The 18,837-nt window shown below is 61.8% G+C and carries 10 protein-coding genes; 4 read left to right on the forward strand and 6 right to left on the reverse strand.

Features of this window, described 5'->3' with window-relative positions; all coding sequences use genetic code 11:
• Positions 1–74: 74 nt before the first annotated feature.
• The 4 genes from MSIL_RS16870 to MSIL_RS16885 all read right to left on the reverse strand — a co-directional run bounded on the left by MSIL_RS16870 (position 75) and on the right by MSIL_RS16885 (position 8,175).
• Entirely contained in the window at positions 75–590 is a 516-nt protein-coding gene (locus MSIL_RS16870) for an RNA polymerase sigma factor (RefSeq protein WP_012592291.1), read from the reverse strand.
• Positions 591–737: 147 nt separating this feature from the next.
• Complete coding sequence (locus tag MSIL_RS16875; protein WP_049768296.1) at positions 738–2,033, reverse strand: PepSY-associated TM helix domain-containing protein; 1,296 nt, start codon at positions 2,031–2,033, stop codon at positions 738–740.
• Between the two features lie 718 nt (positions 2,034–2,751).
• Positions 2,752–4,077, reverse strand: a complete 1,326-nt coding sequence (locus MSIL_RS16880; protein ID WP_012592293.1) for a lysine N(6)-hydroxylase/L-ornithine N(5)-oxygenase family protein — start codon at positions 4,075–4,077, stop codon at positions 2,752–2,754.
• A 66-nt stretch (positions 4,078–4,143) separates the two neighbouring features.
• Positions 4,144–8,175, reverse strand: a complete 4,032-nt coding sequence (locus MSIL_RS16885) for a non-ribosomal peptide synthetase (RefSeq protein ID WP_012592294.1) — start codon at positions 8,173–8,175, stop codon at positions 4,144–4,146.
• A gap of 266 nt (positions 8,176–8,441) precedes the next feature.
• Between MSIL_RS16885 and MSIL_RS16890 the strand changes: the two genes are divergently transcribed.
• From MSIL_RS16890 to MSIL_RS16900, 3 genes are read left to right on the forward strand one after another with little or no spacing between them, the layout of a single operon-like run.
• Positions 8,442–9,584, forward strand: a complete 1,143-nt coding sequence (locus MSIL_RS16890; RefSeq protein WP_012592295.1) for a GNAT family N-acetyltransferase — start codon at positions 8,442–8,444, stop codon at positions 9,582–9,584.
• The gene (locus MSIL_RS16895; protein WP_012592296.1) at positions 9,581–11,050 is read left to right on the forward strand and encodes an MATE family efflux transporter; all 1,470 of its coding nucleotides are present in this window, start codon (positions 9,581–9,583) and stop codon (positions 11,048–11,050) included. The genes MSIL_RS16890 and MSIL_RS16895 overlap by 4 nt, the downstream gene beginning before the upstream one ends.
• The gene (locus tag MSIL_RS16900) at positions 11,050–12,228 is read left to right on the forward strand and encodes a PLP-dependent transferase (protein ID WP_012592297.1); all 1,179 of its coding nucleotides are present in this window, start codon (positions 11,050–11,052) and stop codon (positions 12,226–12,228) included. The genes MSIL_RS16895 and MSIL_RS16900 overlap by 1 nt, the downstream gene beginning before the upstream one ends.
• Positions 12,229–12,248: 20 nt before the next feature.
• Here MSIL_RS16900 and MSIL_RS16905 read toward each other — a convergent pair whose 3' ends face one another.
• Both MSIL_RS16905 and MSIL_RS16910 read right to left on the reverse strand, forming a co-directional pair.
• Positions 12,249–12,863 (reverse strand): sigma-70 family RNA polymerase sigma factor, encoded by a 615-nt coding sequence (locus tag MSIL_RS16905; RefSeq protein WP_012592298.1) that lies wholly within the window; start codon positions 12,861–12,863, stop codon positions 12,249–12,251.
• Between the two features lie 86 nt (positions 12,864–12,949).
• Complete coding sequence (locus MSIL_RS16910; RefSeq protein WP_012592299.1) at positions 12,950–15,187, reverse strand: TonB-dependent siderophore receptor; 2,238 nt, start codon at positions 15,185–15,187, stop codon at positions 12,950–12,952.
• A gap of 572 nt (positions 15,188–15,759) precedes the next feature.
• Between MSIL_RS16910 and fdnG the strand changes: the two genes are divergently transcribed.
• Positions 15,760–18,837, forward strand: a complete 3,078-nt coding sequence (gene fdnG, locus MSIL_RS16925) for a formate dehydrogenase-N subunit alpha (protein ID WP_210160574.1) — start codon at positions 15,760–15,762, stop codon at positions 18,835–18,837.

Genomic DNA, 18,837 nt, shown 5'->3' on the forward strand with positions numbered 1-18,837 from the left:
CTTATATCCATTCTAATAAACGAATCGGCGGCAAAAAACCGCACATCGCCCGACGAATTCGACAGCCGGGCAATTCAAGGGGGGCCGAGATAATCCTGGAGGCGATTCTGGCAATGGCGCAGGGCCCGAGCCAGCTGCTTCTCCACCGCGCTGACGCTGATCCCGAGCCGGCGCGCGATTTCCATGTTCGATGCGCCGTAAACCCGGTGCATCAAGAAAATCTGCCGGGCGCGCGGCGTCAGCTCTTCGAGCGCGCGATCAAGCGCTGCGATCGCTTGCCGGGATTCAAGCTCCGCGTCCGCCGACGGGGGCGCCGGCATGATCTGTTCCGGCAACACGCTTGAAAGCAAACGCGTTCGACGCGCTGTCATAAGGCCGCGATCGATCGCGGCGTTGCGGGCGGCCGCAAAGAGCACCCGCGTGTCAGCGTCCTGCGAACCCTTGGTGCCGGAGGCAAGGACGTTGGCGAAGACGTCCTGCACGATATCGGCGGCCGCGTCGCGATCGCGAATGCGCCGGACGACGATCGCCTCCAGCTTCGCCCTGTGCCGGGCAAAGAGCCTGCCGATTGCATCGGGCCACGTGCTCATCGGGACGCGATGTCGAGCACCCGCGCAAAGCGTTCTGTAGAGTAGTCGCTGGATCGCGGCATTGAGCCAAGTCAAGGTGAAGATCGGTCGTCAAGTTACTTTTCCCTGCGCAGAGAGCAATCAAAATGATTTATACTTAGACTAAGTTTAAGTCTTATATTGAGTATGGCTCTGTTTCCGCAGAGCTGACGAATCCGAGACCGCAATGATGTTGTTGTCCCTCGGCCAGGCGGCGCGCGCCGTCGCGGTCTTTTTTCTTCGCGCGTTGCGCTTTTGCAGCCATATGACGACGCCGGTGACGGCCAGAGCCGCGACGGCAAGCCCCATCGCGGAAATGAGGACGCGGCCGAAAAAGCCGGCGATCCGCCCCGAATGCAGCGGAAATTGAACCTGCAGAAAAAGATCGCCTGCTGTGCCGCGCCAGGGCAATCGGTCGCCAAGAACGCGTCCCTCTTCGTGATCAAGGAAGAGTTCGGCGGGGCCTACGCCCGCCACGCCGTGATCGTCTCCCGGCCTGAAAAAATAGACGCTGTAGATTCCATGTTGTTGGCGATAACCGACGGCGCCGGCCGGCTCCTCCCAACCCCGGCGCTCGGCTTCCGCCTCAGCGCGTGAGGCGATGTCCGCGAGGCCGAGCCGGGGCATGATCGGCTCGTTGATCGGGCGCTCCTCGCGAATATCGACCGGCGACGGCGTAATGCTGGAAAAGAAATTGACGACCGGCTCCGCGACCTCTTTGGAAAGATTGAGTGAAGCGCCCGTCAGCGCCAGCAGAAAAAGCAGCGCCCAGAGCCACAGTCCAGAGGCGCGGTGAAGATCGAAGTTGAGGCGATAGGGCGCGCTCGGCAATTTGATCCGCCAGGCTTTCTCCCAGCGGCGGACCCAGACGCCGCTCGCGGAGGCGTCGCGCCCGCGAGCTCCTGGCGGCAAGGTCAGAAAGAGGCCAAAGAAACAGTCGGCCATCCAGAGCAGAGCGATGGAGCCCATCAGCACCTCGCCCCAGCGGTCGAAGTTCAAAAACGGAGGCGCGCACAGGCTGTAGTGGAGCTTGTACAGAAAGGGGACAAGATGACGCCGATCGATCCCGATCTCGCCCCATTCGCGGCGCCCCAGAATCTGTCCCGTGATGGGGTCGACGAAAACCTGATCGTAGCCAAGATTATAAAGTTGCCGGGTTGCAGGATCGACTCGCGCGTCGACCAATATTGACAAGGCTTCGCCGGGCTTGGCGTGGAGCGGTAGATAGGTGACAAGCGCGCGCGGATCGTCCGCCTCGACGCGGCGGGCAAGTTCAAAGGCCGATAGCGGCGCGCCTTGGCTGGCCCGCCAGAGCTCCGGGTTCAGCCACTCGTCGAGCTCATGATCCCAGGAAATCACAGCGCCCGTTAGCCCTGCGACGATCAAAAAGCCCGCCATTGTGAGGCCGGCCCAGCGATGAAGCATGACGATCGTCGGCCGAAGGGAGAATTTCTTGTGTTGCGATGACAAGACGTTTGGCGTTCGCGCCCGCAAGCGCAGGAGAGCCGCTTCGGTGAGCGAGACGCGCAGCGTGGCGGCGAACCGGACGCAATCATCGAGCCGCGCCGTCGCCCTTTCGACGACGCTCTTCCGCCACGCCGTATCGGAGGCCAGTCCGGCGCGCGCCAGCGCCTGACTTTGCGCGGCCACGATCAGCCTGTCGAATTGCGCGGCGGCGCGCCCGGCCCAGAGCATGAATTGGGCGCGAGCGGCGCGCGAGCGTCGGCGAATTTGGGCCCGGGAGGCTGTTGTCGCCGCTTGCTGGCTTGTCCATACAAACAAGCGTTCGGTCAGCGCCACGAGCCGCCGGGCGGCGCTGGCGGTCCACCGTGTAAACAGCGCGCGAAGCTGTTGGCCGCGGGCGAGGCGCCATTCAGGCCGGGACGCATTTCTGGCCAATGTTACAGCGCGCCGCCGGCCGGACGCAACGAAGGGCGACAAGCGCGAATCGATCGCTTGCTTCTGGCAATGCAGCCAAAGGAAAGCGCGTTGGACAGAAGGATGATTTTTCGCGGAATGCAGCGCCTTGACCGATCGCTGGAGCGCGTTCTTGCAAAGCTCTCTCGCGCGCCAAAACTGAGCGTTGTGCAATCCGAGCGCCTTTCCTTTCGGGATTTCGGGACTCGTAAGACCAGCCAGGCCGTCAGCCCGCGATCGATACGGCTCCGCCAGCTGATTTTACATAGACATCGTCGCCTGTCGACCAGCGCATGAGGGATGGTGGCAGAGACAAATCGAAATGAGGCTTGCGGAGAAGCGCATTGACGATGACGGCGCTGCGCCAGGCTGTCAGGCTGAGCTGCGGCTCGGCGACGCCATAGCTTGACCTTCCGGCATTGAGCGCAAAGATGTGATGACGCCGCGGCCCATCCCACTTCACCGAGAAATCGTCGCCAAGAATAAAATTGCCGTGGCGATCGATGCTGATCCGATCCTTGAGCGGCGCCAGAAACTCTGGAAATTTGAATGTGTATCCGGTGGCGAGAATGATTGTCCGCGCTGTGATGACTTCAATGCCGCCATCGAATCCGTTGCGCATGACGAGCTTGAATTCCTTGCCCTGCCGATCGACCTCGATCACGTCGCGATGCGGCAGAAGGCCGATATCGACATCATTGTCCTCCAGATATTTCATCGCGTATATGCGCCGGTAGAGCGCTCGCAAAGTCGAAGCCGACGCGCCGTCGGCGGCGAGTTTCTGCGAGGCGACGAGAGCGTGCCGTCGATCCTCGCCCAGGCGACGGAAGCTGTCCACATATTCGGGAGTGAACAGCTCGTTGGTAAAGGGCGTTGCGTCGAGCGGCTCGAAATTGGGTCGTCTGCTCACCCATCTGATTTCAGCCGGCGTATGTCGGCCTTCGGATAGCAGGTGAAGCATGATTTCGGCGCCGCTCTGGCCTCCGCCAACCACCACGATGCGCTCGCCTGTCATGCCGTCGAGACGGCGCGTGGTCGTTGACGAATGAAAGCAATCGTCGCCGATCTGCTCATCCGCCCATGCCGGCAGGAAGGGCGATAGGCCTATGCCCAGCGCGATATGTTGAGCGCTGCAGGAGTCTTCGTCAAACCGCACCTTGAACGCCGATCGGTCGAATGAGATTTCCCTGACGCGCGTGTTGAATTGCAGATTCGGCAATCCATTCGCCGCCCATTCGAGATAATTCGCGAATTCCCTTCGCGGCGTCGCCTCGAATTCGGCGTTGAGGAATTTGAGAAAGCGCTTCTGGGCGACAAGATAGGCGAGGAACGACCAGGGGCTTGTCGGATGGGTCGCCGTGACGAGATCCTTGAGGAAGGACGTTTGCAAATCGGCGTTTGGCAACATCAAGCCTGGATGCCAATCGAGCCTGTCTCGCTGCTCGAAAAAGCGGACGTCGAGCTCGGGGATGGAATCGAGATGAGCCGCCAAACTCAGATTGAAAGGACCAACCCCGATGCCGGCAAGATCTAGCGTCTGTTCCGTCGTCACAACTTAAGCTCCATCGTTTGGTCAACATGCATTGTAGCCGACGCGCTCGCCGCGCTGAAATCGGGATCAGCGGAAGGCTGCGCCTCGCCCCATGGCGCCGACTGCTTCTTCGATACGCAGGGCGAGGCGGGCGTGGAACGCCGCGGCGCCGATAATGTGAAGATGCGTGGTTCCCGCGACGATTTCGGCGGCGCCCGCCTGCCGGGAAAGCGATCGCCAGTCGATCAGGTTCAATCCGCGATTGAGCGAATCCTCAGCCGCCCATGAGTGAATTGGACAATCGAAAGGCCGCATCTGGTATCGACGGAAAATCAGCGCGTTATCTATGAGGATCCAGAATGTGTGCTCGCGGCTGCCGACCTCGGGGCCGTCCGTCGGCAGGTCCTCTTCGCTGTTTCCGACGTAGTGGAGGAACTGTTCGAAGGCCTGCCGGTCCATCGCCTGCAGCAAGCGGTCCCAATCGGCGCGCATTTGCGTTCGTTCGAGCCACGCCATGACGCGCCGGTAGAGTTCGTCGCGTTCGCCCGGATGGAACGCAGGCTCGGCGCCGACTGCAAAGTCCGTGTCCATGTCGCAGACGTCGACCATGCCGATCAGACGTACGTCGACGTCGTCCTTCAACATTTTCGCGGCCTCGAATGCGAGCAGTCCGCCCCACGACCAGCCGAGGAAGAAGCAGGGCTGGCCCTTGCTTTCGTCCCGAACGCGATCGGCGTAGCGCGCCGTGATTTCCTCAACCGATGCGTCGACTTTCTTCTCTTCCGAAAGCGAATAGCAAAGAAAGCCGGTGGCGGGCTGGTTCGGGCCAAGATAATCGACGAGTTTGATATATTCGCGGGTGCTGACAAGCAGGCCGGGGAAGCAGTAGAGCGGCGGGTTCGCGCCGCGCGCGCGCAGACGCACGACTTGCGCGCCGGACGGCTTCTCACGCCGCCTTCCGGCAAGAGGCGCCAGCGAGCGAATGTCCTGATGGTTGAAGAGATCGACGATCTCGATGCCGCTTTGCGGATCGAGCGCTTTGATGCGGCTCAGCATTCTCAATGCGGCGAGGGAGTTGCCGCCGATCTCGAAGAAGTTTTGCGTCACGCCGACGCTCGCCAATCCCAGAACGTCCCGCCAGATCGCCGCCAGCTTCTCTTCCCAGGGCGTCGCCGGCGGCTCGAGGTCCATCATCTGCGTCAAGGGCGATGGCAGCGCGTCGCGATCGAGCTTTGAGTTGGCGTTGAGCGGCAGCCTGTCCAGGATGAGAATTGCGCTTGGCAGCATGTAGTCCGGCAAGCGGCGTGCGAGCGCGCGGCGCAGCGCCTTGCCGTCAAGTACGACGCCTTCCGCCGGCACGGCGTAGGCGGCCAAAATCGGAGCCTGCCCAGCCTCGGCGCGCATCACGACCGCGCAAGCGCTGACGCCAGGCTCATTGCCAAGCGCCGTCTCGATCTCGCCAAGTTCGATCCGAAAGCCGCGTAGTTTGACCTGATGGTCGACGCGGCCCATGAACTCCACGGCGCCGTCCTCGCGCCAGCGCGCAAGATCTCCGGAGCGGTAGAGCCGGCCTCCGGCCGCGAAGGGATCGCGGATGAAGCGATCCTCGGTCAGCGCGGGATTGCCGAGATAGCCGCGCGCGATTCCGTCGCCGCCAATGAACAGCTCGCCCGTCACGCCCGCCGGCGCCAGATTTCCGTCCGCGTCGAGAATATAGATCCTGCGCCGCCCGACCGCCCGGCCGATGGGCGCGTAGGTTCCGTCAAACCGCGCTCCGGGCCGAACCTTCCAGACCATGGGCGTCATGACCGTTTCAGTCGGGCCATAGCCGTTGATGAGCCATTCCGCGCGCAAAGCTTCGGACAGGAGATCGAAGGTTTTTTGCGGAAGGCCCTCACCGCCGAACGAATAGAGCCGCATCGGCGGGGCGTCTCCGGTCGCCTCGGCCCACTCCGCGAGCTGCTGGAGGTAGGTGGTGGGGAAGCTCGCATTGTTGACGCCGTAGCGCCGTATCGCGGCGAAGGTCTCTTCGGGCGTCCACAGACGGTCGGGCAGAACCACGCTGCCGCCGGCCAGGAGCGGGACGATCCAGCGCTCGTGACCGCCGTCAGAGCTGAACGGGAGAAAGGCCAGTTCGCAAGACAGCGCGCTCATCTCATAGACGCGCGCCGTGCATTGGCAATGTCGCGTCAAGGCGCCATGCTCAACCGCGACGCCCTTGGGCAGACCCGTCGAGCCCGACGTGTAAATCACATAGGCGAGCTGATCGAGCGCGTGGCGGGCGTGTGGCGGCGCGGCCGGCCCGCTTTCGAGATCGATGCGATCGATCTCAACCACCGCGGCCTCGACGCCGGAGGGCAGGCAGGCTCGTAGCCGGCTGTCCGTGACGATGATCGCGACGCCAGCGTCCTGTAGAATGTGATGATTGCGGGACGCCGGATGATCGGGCTCGATCGGAACGAAAGCCGCGCCGGCTTTGAGCGTGGCGAGAATTGCCGCGACCGCCTCAGGGGACCGTCGCAAGGCGATGGCGACGCGGACCTCCGGGCCTGCCCCAAGCTGCATCAGCCGGCCGGCGATGCGATTTGCGGCGCCGTCCAGCCGCCCATGCGTCCAGCATTGATCTGCCTGAAAAACCGCGGGGGCGTCGGGCCGCTTCTGGGCCTGCGCGGCGATCAGCTCATGGATTGGACGCTCGTCGTCTGTCTCGAAATCCTCGTAAGGCGCCGAAAGCCGGTCGAGCTCAACGCCGTCAAGCAGCGCGACTGCGCGAAATTCAAGATCGGGATCGGCCGCGGCAGCGGCGACGATCCTGACAAAATGCCGGGCGGCCTGCTCGATCAGCCAGGGTTCAAAAAAGCGCGCCGAGAAATTGATGCGTCCCTCGATCGATCCTTGCGCGGTCTCCACGGTCTTGAAGACGAGATTCGCATCGCAGCGCGACGCAGTCATCTTTGCAACATCGATACGCAAATCTTCAACGTCGCGCGAAAGATCGGCCGCGCCGGAATGATGCTCGAAGATCGCTTCCAGGAAATTTTTCCCAACCTCGCCGTCGCGTTCGGAAAATTCCTGAGCCAGGCGTTCAAACGGAACCGCATTGCAGACGGCGTCCTCGAGCTGTTGCGCCAGATGCGTCGCCGCTTCCGAAAAGCTCATGCTCGCCGCGATGCTCGTCCTCAGCGGGACGACGTTCTCGAAACGGCCGACGACATTCGCCCAGTCCTCGCCCGCGCGGTTTTCGACGACGACGCCAAGCGTCACGCCGGCGCCGCCGCCATAACGGCAGATCAACCCATTGAAAGCCGCCAACAGGAGAATGCCCATTGGGCAAGCCGCGGTCTCAAGCCGGCGCAGCCTCGCGCAAAGATCCGCATCAAGATGAAAGCCGACAGATCCTTGCGACGTTGTTGATGCGCGCGCGTCGCCCGGACGCGTCGGCAGCAGCGATCCGCCGCCTTCCGTCGCGAGCCGCTCGCGCCAATAGGCCAGCCGCTGCCGGACGGCGTCCGAGCGGAGCCAAGCCTGCTCATTGCTAGCAAAGCTTGCAAAGTCGCGAAGGGCCGAGGGCGCCGGCAGGCGGTCGTTCGCGAGCGCCGCATAGATCTCGATGAAATCGCGCGCAAGAATGAACAGAGAGCCGCCGTCGCAGAGGATCGCATGAATGGTTATCGCGAAGAGATATTCGCCGGATGTGAGGCGGATCAGCCGAAGATGGACGGGCAAACCTTCGGTGAGATCGAAGGACAGATCGTCTTCAAGAAGACGCGCGCTCTCGCGCTCCTGCTGCTGATCGTCCGCACCGGTGAGATCGTCAAGGTTCAAATCCGCCGTCGACTGGGAATCGACGATCTGGTCGATCCGCCCCCCGGCGGAGCGTATGAAGCGCGTGCTCAAGGCGCCATGACGCTCGATCAACACGCGGTAGGCGCGCCGAAAGAGGTCGAGGTCGAGTGGGCCACGCAAGCGCAGCACAAGCCTGTAGGGACCAACGACGGAATCATTGCCGATCTGGTCCAGCGACCAGATCCGCCTTTGCGCGAGCGTCAGAGGCGCGCCGCTGCAAGACGCATGCGGGTTGTCATCGGCGGCAAAGCGAATTGAGGCTGCAAGATTCACAATTTCGTTCCCGAGTTTTGAACCAACGCCAAGGCAGCGCGCGGCGCCCGCGAAAGCGCGTTGTTTATTTGGCGCCGCGTGAAGCTTTGCAGATAGGACGGACAGGCGTTGGCGAAATTTAGCCGTCCGATTGAAAAATTTTCACTGTCATCATTTTTAGCCGAAGGACTAAACAGTCGGGATCGAGGTTCGTCTTAACGGCAGACGTTCAGTGCGAGGGGCCTCGACGATCGAGCTCAATCCGCTGCCGCCAACGGAGACATTGAATGACAGGGCCGCAGCAAGCGTCGTACCTTCATGGCTACAGCGCGTTCAACGCCGATCGTGCGTCTCGTCTTGAAATTGCCGCGGCGGCCGATGCATTGTTCGTGGATGGCGACGACGGCTCGCGCTTTGCGCTTCAGGTTCAGGACAATCCGCCGGCTTTGATTTATCCTGCCGGCGCTCCGCCAATGAGCCTCGACATTCTCCTCGCCGGCATCGAAGCGCTTCTGGCAAACAGGCCGGATATTAACCGTCTGGCGCTCCGGCTCGAGGGCGCCGAGGCGCTGATCGCTGAGCTTCTCGCCCAGGGGGTCGCGATAAGGGAGGGCGAGGCCGTCGTAGTCGCGCCGGCAATGTTCTGGCAGTTGCGGGCGCCCTGGCTGGCGGGCGCTGCCGCCGAGCCTTTTCCGCTGCTGTATACAATGACGAACGGGAAGCGGCATCCCATCCGTCGGCCAAAACGCGAAGGCGTCCTCTACGCGCGATACATCCCTTGGCTGGATCAGGTGTTATCTTTTCGTCTGGCTTTCCCGCGGACGGATCTTTGCGCCTTCAATCGCTGGATGAATGAAGAGGAAGTTGCGAGGATCTGGGAAGAAACCGGCGACATCGACCATCATCGCGCCTATCTTCTGGAGCGGCTGGCCGATCCGCACACATTGCCTGTCATCGGCTGTTTCGATGATGCGCCATTTGGCTATTTCGAAATCTATTGGGCCAAAGAAAATCGGCTCGGCCCCTATTACGACGCCGACGATTACGACCGCGGTTGGCATGTGGCGATCGGCGAGCCGGCGTTCAGAGGCAAGGCGTGGATCACGGCGTGGTTGCCCTCCCTGATGCATTTCATGTTTCTCGATGATCCGCGCACGCAGCGCATCCTTGGCGAACCTGCCGCGGCGCATGCGCAACAAATACGCAATCTGGAGCGATCCGGCTTTGCGAAGGTCAAACACTTCAACTTTCCGCACAAGCGCGCGCTGCTGGTCATGCTGTTGCGCGAGAGGTTTTTCAATGATCGGCTGTGGATGCCGAATGAGGCGGGCCCGCCTCTCGACCGACGCAGAGACAGAGCGCAAGCCGACGCTGGCGGAGGCGTAGACGCCATCGCGGGCGCCTCGATCGAGGTCGAGCGCGTCCAATGAATGAATCGTTCCCGGTCGATGCGCCGCGCGCGCCGGAGCAGGCGCCTGCATCCGATTTGTTCCTACCAAAGCCGGTCGATCTCGGCGATCCGCGATTGCGTTCGCTTATCATGAGACTTGCATTGCCCTCGGTGTTCGGCCTGTCGATCAACGCCTTGCATCAAGTCGTAAACGCGGCTTTCGTCGGCGCTCTTGGCGCCGAGGCGATCGCCGCCGTCACGCTCGCCTTGCCGATTTTCATCTTCATTTCTGCTGTCGGGCATGGTCTTGGCGTCGGCGCCGCCGCCTCGATCGGACGCTTGCTCGGCGCCAATGAACCCGAGGAAGCCAATGCGACCGCGACAGTCGCGCTGGCGCTTGCGGCCCCGTTTGGCGTCGCCTGCGCGGCCGCGCTCCTCTTATGGCTTACGCCTATTCTTGAGCTCTTCGGCGCGACGCCGACGAGCGCGCCCTTCGCGCGCGCCTATATCGGCGTTTTGGCGTTCGGCGCGCCCTTCATGCTGTTGCAGATTCTTTGCGACTTCATCGCTATAGCGGAAGGCAACACCCGCTTCAGCATGTGGACGCTGGTCGGCGCCTTTACGCTCAACATCATCCTCGATCCGATCCTGATTTTCGGCTTTCATCTCGGCGTCGCTGGAGCCGCCGCCGCGACGATCGCGTCGGAGCTCGCGGCGCTCGCCGCATTTGCGTTCTATTTCGCCAATCGCGTCGGCCGGCTTCGAATTGGCGCGAAGTGGTTGCGCCCGCGGTTTGCAATCCTGCGCCCGATCTTCAGCGTCGGCGCGCCAACTTCCCTCAGCACGGCGCTCGCGGCGGTTTCGTTCGTCCTGATCTACCGCGCCGCGGCCAACCACGGCGGCGACGCGGCGATCGCCGGCGCGGGCATAGCGTTGCGCCTTCTCACCTTCGGAGAACTTCCGCTGGTCGGTTTTTGCCTCGGGGCTCAAGCGGTGCTGAGCTATGCTTTTGGGGCGGGGCAGCCTGCGCGCGTCGTCGCGGCGACGCGTTTCATGCTTGTGGTCACGACGACTTTCGCCGCCGCCTATTCGCTTGTCATATTGGCCTTTCCCCATACGGTGATCAGCCTCTTCACAGATGACGCGCCAACCCGCGCGATGGCCGTACAGGCGGTGGTCGCCTTCCATGCTGTTTTCGCTCTCAGCGGGCTGCAGCTTGTCACCCTTGTGCTGCTGCAATCGCTCGATGAAGGACGCCTCGCCGGAGCGGTGGGGCTCGCTCCGCAAGGCTATCTCCTAATTCCGCTCCTCGTCGCCTTGCCGCCGGCCTTTGGCATGACTGGAGTCATTTTAAGTCAGCCGATCGCCATGGCGTTGACTGCGGTTCTGTCCGCTGTGCTGCTGTGGCGGCGCATCGGGTCGCTTCGGCGCGAGGCGGCGGAGGATAAGGGCGGCGCTGATCAGGCGTCCGCTCAGAGCGGATCTACTCTTATGGCGGAGGCTTAATGAACCGCGTTTTCATTCCCCCCTCAGGTTCAGAGCCCGCGACGGGAAGCGCCGGGCGGACGCGCGCCTATGCGCTCGACGCCGCATCCCCGCCCATATTTCAGACATCATCGTTCTTCTTCGACAATTTCGACGATATGGCGGATGTCTATGCGGGCCGGTCGCGCCGGCTCATTTATTCGCGCGGCGACAATCCGACCGTTATGGAGTTCGAGCGCGTGATGGCCGAGCTCGACGGCGCCGAGGCGGCCCGCGCTTTTTCAAGCGGCATGGGCGCGATTGCGGCGACGATCATCGCTTTTGTTTCGGCTGGCGATCGTATCGTCACGGTTCGAAACGTCTACAGCGACGCCTATCGCCTGTTCGAACTCGTGCTCGCGAAATTCGGCGTTACGGTCGATTATTTAGATGGCGCCGACGCTGGCGCGATCGCTGCGGCTCTGCCGGGCGCCAAGCTGCTCTATCTCGAAACGCCGACTTCACTGACATTCGAGCTGCAGGATATCGCGACGCTCGCCGCGCTCGCGCGCGCGCAGGGCGTCGTCAGCGTCATCGATAATTCCTGGGCGACGCCGCAGTTTCAAAAGCCGATCGCCCATGGCGTCGATCTCGTCATCCATGCCGCCTCGAAATATCTTGGCGGCCACAGCGACACCGTCGCTGGCGTCGTGTCGGGCTCAGCTGAACATGTCGCTCGCATCAACGCCGGGGCCTACGCTTATCTTGGCGCCAAGCTCTCTCCCTTCGAGGCCTGGCTCTTGTTGCGCGGGCTCGCCACCTTGGAGTTGCGTCTGCCTCGCCATATGCAGAGCGGGCTTTTGATCGCAGGACGGTTGAAGGCCCACCCCAATGTTTCGCTCGTCCGTCACCCGGCCTATTCCGATCACCCCGGCAAGGCTACGCTATCGGGATTTTCGGGGCTCTTTTCAATCGAGGTTGGCGAAAACATCGACGTGCGGACCTTCGCCAATGCGCTCAAACTGTTTCGCCTCGGCGTGAGCTGGGGCGGTCCCGAAAGCCTCGTTGTCCCCGCCCTCGCGCCGCTGCAGCTTCGAACGGCCAATTGCTTCGCGCGTTTTGGCGTAAGTCCGCGCCTGATCCGTCTTCATGTCGGACTTGAGGATGCGGAGGCGCTTTGGGACGATCTCGAACGCGCGCTGGCGCTGGCGCGCAGCTGAAGCCGCGCGCTTTGGCGGGCTCAACTCGCGAGAGCGCTCGGCGGCTTCTGGCGCTTTCTCTTGCTTAGCTCCTTGCGCTTTCGGGCAAACGCCTCCGGGCCATCCAGAAGGGCCTCCCCCGATTCCTGCAGCCGCGCGAGGCAATGGCGGTGGGCTGACTGAACCATGAAATTGACCAGCGTCGGAGATACGCCAAGGTCCGACGCCACGGTTCTTTGCGCGCAGCCTTCGATCCGGACCCGATAGAATACGTCGCGCGTACGATCCGGCAATTCCTCAAGGGCGGCGAAGACGCGCCTCAGCGCGTCGCGCGCCTCGATTTCCGACAATGAATCGGGCGCAAGACGCGCAATCGAGTCAACATCGGCGTCCGGCGCGGCGTAAGTCGTTTCGCGCCGGCGTCGGCGCGCATGGTCGATCGCGAGATTGCGGACCATGCATTTGGCGAAACGCGCGGGACATCCAACCGCACAGTCTTCCATGCGGCTTGCTTTCACGGCGACGTCCTGGACGACGTCCTCGGCGAGATGGGGGCAACGTAAAATGCGTTTGGCGACGGTGATCAGCTGGCGCCGTTCACTGATCATAACGCGCAGGAGCGCATCTCGCGTTTCAGCGTGCGTGGAAAGAGACATGACGTAGAAAGTCCTTAGGGTCCGCATGTTCGATTCGGGGATCGTTCGCGGACCGCGCGAACGGATGAGCCGTCCTGCAACGCCGTTCACCAGCGGTAGCGAAGCGACGCGACGATGGTGCGGTCCTGGCCCCAATAGCCAAAGCCCGCTTGCGAAACTTGATATTTGGTGTTGAACAGATTGGTGGCGTTGACCTGAAGCCTCACGCCGGCGAGGCTTCGATCGAGGTTTGCGAAATCATAGTGCAGCGCCGCGTCGAACAGCGTCGTCTGCGGGTTTATCATAGTGTTTTGATCGTTGCCGTAGCTCTGGCCGATGAAACGCATGCCGAATCCGCCGCCAAGCCCGGGTGCGAACGTATCCGGTTGCAAGGTGTAGTCGCCCCAAACGGAAAAGCTCTGGGCCGGAATTCCCGAGGGCGATTTTCCGATCGTATCGGCGTCGCCATCGAGGATCTTCTGATCGAGATAGGTGTAAGCGAGCGTGACGTTCAAAGCCGGCAAGGGGTTGAGCACGCCTTCGAGTTCGAAGCCGCGCGAGCGTATCTCCCCGGTCTGGATCTGGAACGCCTGATTGTTCGGATCCATGCTCAAGCTGTTAAACTGGTGAATATCGAACAGCGAAGCCGTGATCAGTCCGTTGATTCCAGGGGGCTGATATTTGACGCCAACCTCTTTCTGATCGCCCGTCACTGGCCCGAATGCGGCGCCATTGGCGCCGGTTCCGAGCGTCGGCGTAAAGGCGGTTGCATAGCTGACATAAGGCGCAAGCCCGATCGGCGAGAGATAGGTCAGTCCGACCCGTCCTGTGGATGCCTCGTCGTTCTGAACGGTGCTGGTCGCGCCGATGACGTCGTCCGTTCTCGTGCTCACCCAATCGTTGCGTCCGCTGAGGGTCAGGACGAACGGACCAAATTTGATCTGATCTTGCAGATAGACGGCCATATCCTGCTGCGACTGATAGGTGTTGTAGGTGAACAATGGGGACGGGATAAATTGACCGCCGTAATTGGGCTGCGGCGCTGCAAGGTTCAGGTCCGGCGCCCAGCCGAAGCCGGTTTTGTCGCTGAAGGCCGAGTTGGTGTATTCGAATCCGAAAAGAACGAAATGGCTGACCGGCCCCGTATTAAATTTTACAAGCGCCTGATTGTCGGCGCCGAAAGTGTTGAGATGATCGATGACGCGTCCGGTCGAGCGCGAGGCGTTATACGTTTCCGGGTCGACGAAATCGATCTGCGTATATCGTACGTCCGCAAAGACATAGGAATAGCGGGCGTTTTGCCGGAAGGTCACCGCTTCGTTGAACGCGTGCTCAAAAATATAGCCAATTCGAAACTGCGTCTGATTGAAATTCTGAAATGCCGGATCGCCGCTATAGATGTTCGTCAGCTGGCCCCCAGGCGTCTGGTAAAATCCGGGATTTCCGGTGGTCAGCTGATTCTGAAAGGCCGTCAGGATCGTCAGGGAAGTCGCCGCGTCCGGATGAAAGCTGAAGGCCGGGGCGATAAAATAACGATTGTCTGGCGCGTCAAGCAACTGTGTGCCGCTGTTGCGGACAAGGCCGGTCAGGCGATAGGAATAGATCCCCTGCGGGTCGAGCGGGCCCCCAAAGTCGAACTGGCCTTGATAGCGCTCGAAATTGCCGATCTGAAACTCCGCTTCGCGCAAAGAGGTCGAAGGCGGCCGCTTGCTTATGAGATCGATAAGACCGCCGGGCGATCCGAGCCCGTAGAGTGCCGAGGTCGGCCCCCGGACGACGGCTATGCTTTGCAGCCCATATGGCTCGTTTCTGTAGATCGAGAAGCTCCCCGCAGGTTCGCGCAATCCATCGCGGAATACCCCGGTGTAGGTCATGTCGAAGCCGCGGATATAGAATGAATCAAATCGCGGATCGAAGCCGAACATGCCGGTCTCGACGCCCGCTGTGTAGTTGACAGCTTCTGTGACCGTCTGAACGTTGCGATCCTGCATCTGCTGCTGGGTGACAATGGAAACGGATTGCGGGACTTCGATCAAGGGCGTATCGGTCTTTGTCGCGGCGGCGCTGTCGGTGGCGACGTAACCCTTTGCGTCGCGGTCGGCCCCCTCGCCTGCGCCCGGCCCCTGAACGTCGACAGCGTCAAGCTGGATCGATTCTGCGGCTGAACGCCCGGCGATCGTCACGCCGTCCGACGACGGCTTTGCCGAGAAATCGAGGGCGGGAAGCGGAGGCTGCGCCTGCACGACCTCTCGCGTTTCTTGGCTATGGACGCTTGCGAGAGGCGCGAATATGCCGATGACGCTCGCGATCAGGCGGGAGCGTCCGCTCTTTCGTCCAATCCACATTCCAGAAATCCCCCTCGGTCTCGACGAGGCGGACTGATTCCAATGTATGGGCGCCGGGCTCGTCAGGACTCAAGACGAATGTCCCGCGCCGATCCGCACCAAAGCCGTCCGAATTATTTGGCGTCGCGCTCGGCTGTTGCAGATTTACTACACCATGCGTCTGGACGGCGCCGACGGTTTGGCGTCCCTGGCGATTGCGCGGAGCGCGCATATCCGCCAAAGCACAAATTAAGAGTTGTAACGCTGACATATGACGTCCGATTTCATACGCCGCGCGCGCCAGTCGTTTCGATGAAACAAGATATTCCCTGTATGATATAGCATAAACATCGTCGGGTGGGCGGGCAAAGGGACGCGTTGCGGCAAGCAAAGCGATATTTCAGCCAGAGGATCGTAGCATTCACCTCGCCGCAACTTGGCCAGATCTCCCAAGCTGAACTTCAAATCACTCCAGCAAGCGGCAAAGCCACTGCTAGAACAGGCTTGTGCCGCGATCCGGCTTGGCTATACTCGGCGTTTGTCGGACGGATCCGCGGCGCGTGTGCCCCGGTTTGGCTCAGTTGACGGAGCGGATGGCAATGAACGTCAGTCGTCGCGGCTTTATCAAGCTCACCGGCGCCGGGCTAGCGGCGTCAAGCCTCGGGGCGCTTGGCTTCGACCTCGCCGGCGCAGCGCTCGCCGCCGCAGTGCGGCCGTTCAAGCTCACGGCGACGACCGAGACGCGAAACACCTGCACCTATTGCTCGGTCGCCTGCGGCATTCTCATCTATAGCATGGGCGACCGCGCCAAGAATGCGCGCTCGGAGATCATGCACATCGAGGGCGATCCGGATCATCCGGTCAATCGCGGCACGCTCTGCCCCAAGGGATCGGCGCTGCTCGATATCGTGCATTCGCCGGGACGCCTGACATCGCCTCAATATCGCGCCCCCGGCGCCAGCGCCTTCAGGCCGGTTTCTTGGGATTTCGCGCTCGGCCGCATCGCCACGCTGATGAAAGAGGACCGTGACGCCAATTTCGTCGCCAAGAATGCGGCGGGAACCACGGTCAACCGCTGGCTCACGACCGGCATGCTGGCGGCGTCCGCGTCGTCGAGCGAGACGGCGATGCTGACGTGGAAAGTCGCCCGATCGTTCGGAATGCTCGTCTTCGACAATCAGGCGCGCGTCTGACACGGACCAACGGTGGCCAGTCTGGCTCCAACATTTGGTCGCGGCGCAATGACGAACACCTGGCAGGACATCAAGAACGCTGATGTCGTGCTGGTGATGGGAGGCAATGCGGCCGAAGCGCATCCCTGCGGCTTCAAATGGGTGATCGAAGCCAAGCTTGAGAACAACGCCAAGCTGGTGGTCGTCGATCCGCGCTTTACGCGTACGGCCTCGGTCGCGGATTTCCACGCCCCGATCCGGCCCGGCACGGACATCGCCTTCCTCAACGGCGTCATCCGCTATCTGCTCGAAAAGGATGCGATCCAGCACGATTACGTGCGCGCCTACACCAGCGCCAGCCTGATCGTGAAGGATGGCTTTGGCTTCGAGGACGGGCTTTTCACCGGCTATAAGGAGGAGACGCGCAGCTACGACAAATCGAGCTGGAACTATGATCTCGACGAGCAGGGCTTCGCCCGGATCGACGACACGTGGCAGGATCCGCGCTGCGTCATCAATCTGCTGCGCAAGCATGTCGACAGATATACGCCCGAGACGGTGTCGCGAATCTGCGGCACGCCGCAGGACAAATATCTGAAAGTCTGCGAAATGATCGCCGCGACGGCGGCGCCGGACAAGGCGCTGACCAGCCTGTTCGCGCTCGGCTGGACACAGCATTCGGTTGGCGCCCAGAACATCCGGGCGATGGCGATGGTCCAGCTGCTGCTCGGTAATATTGGCGTCGCCGGCGGCGGCATGAACGCCTTGCGCGGCCATTCCAATATTCAGGGCCTGACCGACGTCGGCCTGCTGTCGAACCAGATGCCCGGCTATATGACGCTGCCGAGCGACAAGGAGCTCACCTTCGAAGACTATATGAAAACGCGGCAGTTCAAGCCGCTGCGTCCGGCCCAGACCAGCTATTGGCAGAACTACCGCAAATTCTTTGTGAGCTTCCAGAAGGCGGTCTATGGCGAGGCGGCGCGCGCCGACAATGATTGGGCCTATGACTGGCTGCCGAAGCTCGACGTGCCGATGTATGACATCATCCGCGCCTTCGAGATGATGGCGAACGGTCAGATGAACGGCTACATCTGCCAGGGCTTCAATCCGCTGCAGGCGTTCCCCGACAAGGGCAAGATCCGCAGGGGGCTGAGCAAGCTGAAGTTCCTCGTGACGATGGATCCGCTCGACACCGAGACGTCGCGGTTTTGGGAGAATTTCGGTCCGCAGAACCCGTCCGACCCGGCCAGCATCGCGACGGAAGTGTTCCAGCTGCCGACGACCTGCTTCGCCGAGGAAAACGGTTCGCTCGTGAATTCGGCGCGCTGGCTGCAATGGCACTGGAAGGCGGCGGACGGCCCGGGCGAGGCCAAATCCGATCTTTGGATTATGTCTGGCATCTTCCATCGCATGCGCGAAATGTACCGCAAGGACGGCGGCGCATTTGCGGATCCGATCTTGAACCTGACATGGGACTATGTCGATCCGGTCGAGCCGAATCCGGAAGAGCTTGCGAAGGAGATGAACGGCAAGGCGCTGACCGAGGTGAAGGATGCGTCGGGCGCCGTCACGCTGAAGGCCGGGCAGCTGCTCGACGGCTTCGCGCAATTGCGCGACGACGGGACGACGGCGTCTGGCTGCTGGATCTTTTCGGGGTGCTATACCGAGAAGGGCAATCAGATGGCGCGCCGCGACGCGAGCGACCCGCGCGAGCAGGGCATTGCGCCAAACTGGGCCTGGGCGTGGCCGGCCAACCGGCGCATTCTTTATAATCGCGCCAGCGCCGACGTCGCCGGCAAGGCGTGGAATCCGCAAAAGCCGATCATCGAATGGAACGGCAGCCGATGGGCGGGCATCGACGTGCCCGATTATGGCCCGACGGTGAAGCCGTCGGACGGCGTCGGTCCGTTCATCATGAATGCGGAAGGGGTTGGGCGCTTGTTTGCGCGCGACCAGATGGCGGAGGGACCGTTCCCGGAGCATTACGAGCCCTTCGAATCGCCTTCGCCGAATATTCTGCATCCGAAGGTGCGCTCGAACCCGGCGGCGCGGGTGTTCGCCGACGACAGGGCCGCCTTCGGCGAAGCTTCGGAGTTCCCCTATGTGGCGACCACCTACCGGTTGACGGAGCATTTCCACTACTGGACCAAACATGCGCTGATCAACGCCATCCTGCAGCCGGAAGAGTTTATCGAAATCGGCGAAGTTCTGGCGAAGGAAAAAGGCATCGAGCAGGGCGGCTGGGTCCGTCTTGCCTCGAAGCGCGGCGTCGTCGTTTGCAAGGCCTATGTGACCAAACGCATCAAGCCGATGCTGGTCGACGGAAAACCAACGCATGTAATCGGGGTGCCCATCCATTGGGGCTTCACGGGGCAGGCCCGTAAGGGCTACGGCGCGAATACGCTGACGCCCTCCGTCGGCGACGCCAATACGCAGACGCCGGAATTCAAGGCGTTCCTTGTCAGTATCGAAAGAACAACCGCCCCTGTGGCCTGA

Origin of the sequence: Methylocella silvestris BL2, assembly GCF_000021745.1 — a bacterium.
Taxonomy (GTDB): Bacteria; Pseudomonadota; Alphaproteobacteria; order Rhizobiales; family Beijerinckiaceae; genus Methylocapsa; species Methylocapsa silvestris.